This is a genomic window from Microbacterium sp. Bi128 (genome assembly GCF_918698205.1).
The window spans coordinates 1-1,251 of sequence record NZ_CAKKMM010001453.1; the positions used below are offsets into that span (position 1 = coordinate 1).

At 65.8% G+C, this 1,251-nt stretch carries 3 protein-coding genes; 1 reads left to right on the forward strand and 2 read right to left on the reverse strand.

The genetic code is table 11. The features are described from left to right. Window positions 1-152 precede the first annotated feature (152 nt). The gene (locus tag LQV45_RS33610; protein ID WP_018772920.1) at window positions 153-386 is read right to left on the reverse strand and encodes a DUF5703 family protein; all 234 of its coding nucleotides are present in this window, start codon (window positions 384-386) and stop codon (window positions 153-155) included. Window positions 387-425: 39 nt separating this feature from the next. Between LQV45_RS33610 and LQV45_RS33615 the strand changes: the two genes are divergently transcribed. Further along, entirely contained in the window at window positions 426-698 is a 273-nt protein-coding gene (locus LQV45_RS33615) for a hypothetical protein (RefSeq protein WP_223916379.1), read from the forward strand. A gap of 24 nt (window positions 699-722) precedes the next feature. Here the strand turns inward: LQV45_RS33615 and LQV45_RS33620 are convergent. Then, on the reverse strand, window positions 723-1,251 hold a 529-nt coding region (locus LQV45_RS33620), incomplete at its 5' end, for an aldo/keto reductase (RefSeq protein ID WP_230012128.1).

Consider the following 1,251-nt stretch of genomic DNA (forward strand, 5'->3'; position numbering starts at 1 on the left):
GCATGTTCCACCCATCAGATGACGAGTCGGCGCACAATCCCGTGGCGAACGCCTGGCTGGGCCCGCTGGAGAAACCCTAGAGGGCCCAGGACTCCCCGCGGCGTTCGTGGCTGCCGATCCCGGCCGATGCGCGGCCGGGATCCGTGTGCGGCCTAGACGGTGCGCTGGACCTGGATGACTTTCCGGCGCAGCCAGAAACGCCGCCCGCCGCCCACGTAGAGGCGGCTGCGTTCCAGTTCCCATTTGCCGTACTCGGAATGCTCCACGAGCCGGCGGCGGGCCTCGGGGAGCGAATCCTCAGGGCCGACCGTCAGAACGAGGTACTCGTACTGCTTGACATAGTCCCGTTCCCGCCGGACCGAGCTGCTCAGAAAATGTTCTTTCATTGCTCTCCATTTTCGTCTTTTTCCGACTAACGTGAAGTCATGAGCATCGATCCGCGTGTCGCGCTTCAGTCCCTGACCTCTGCACTGGAAGAACACCTGGCGGCGGCCTCCGCCCGCAGAAGTGACGGGGATCCCGCGGTCGAGGCGGCGTTCTTCGCCGTTGCCGATGCCTTTGAAGTCTACGACGACGCCCTGTATGAGGCGTATGGGGAAGTGACACCGCTCGAAGTGATCGACGGCGACGAAGACGGAGACGAAGACGATGTCGACGACGAAGAGGACCTCGAGATCCTCGAGAATTCGGAGAACTAGGGCCACCTGCGGATCTCCGCGGCCTCAGCCGGGGTCGGACACGTCTTCGAGCGCCTGCGCGATCTCCGGCGGCAGCGGCGCGAGCGCCGAATCCAGGATCTCCTTGAGCTGAACCGGTGTCCGGGGGCCGACGACGGCGGTTGCCACCCCCTGTTGGGACAACAGCCAGCTCAGCGACACATCCAGGGCAGTCCGGCCCAGCCCCTTCGCCGCCATGGCGACGGCTTCCACCACGCTGGACGCCGGTCCCTCGAGATAGGGTTCCACGTACGTCGCCAACCGCTGGTTGGCGGCCCGGGAATCAGCCGGGATGTGGCCGCGGTATTTGCCGCTCAGGACGCCGCGTCCCATCGGAGCCCAGGCCATCAGGCCCAGCCCCGCGTCCTCGATGGCCGGAATGAGCTCAATCTCCGCGTTGCGCTGCAGGAGCGAGTATTCGGACTGGTTGGCCACGAGGGGGAAGCACGCGATTGCGGCGGCCTTTGCAGTCTGCCAGCCGTTGAAATTGGAGACACCGGCGTAACGCGCCCGGCCGGACCGCACCGCGTGGTCC

What these genes read in the sequence shown, in the direction of transcription:
- LQV45_RS33610 (WP_018772920.1), bottom strand. Translation starts at nt 386, where the DNA reads ATGAAAGAACATTTTCTGAGCAGCTCGGTCCGGCGGGAACGGGACTAT.
- LQV45_RS33615 (WP_223916379.1), top strand. Translation starts at nt 426, where the DNA reads ATGAGCATCGATCCGCGTGTCGCGCTTCAGTCCCTGACCTCTGCACTG.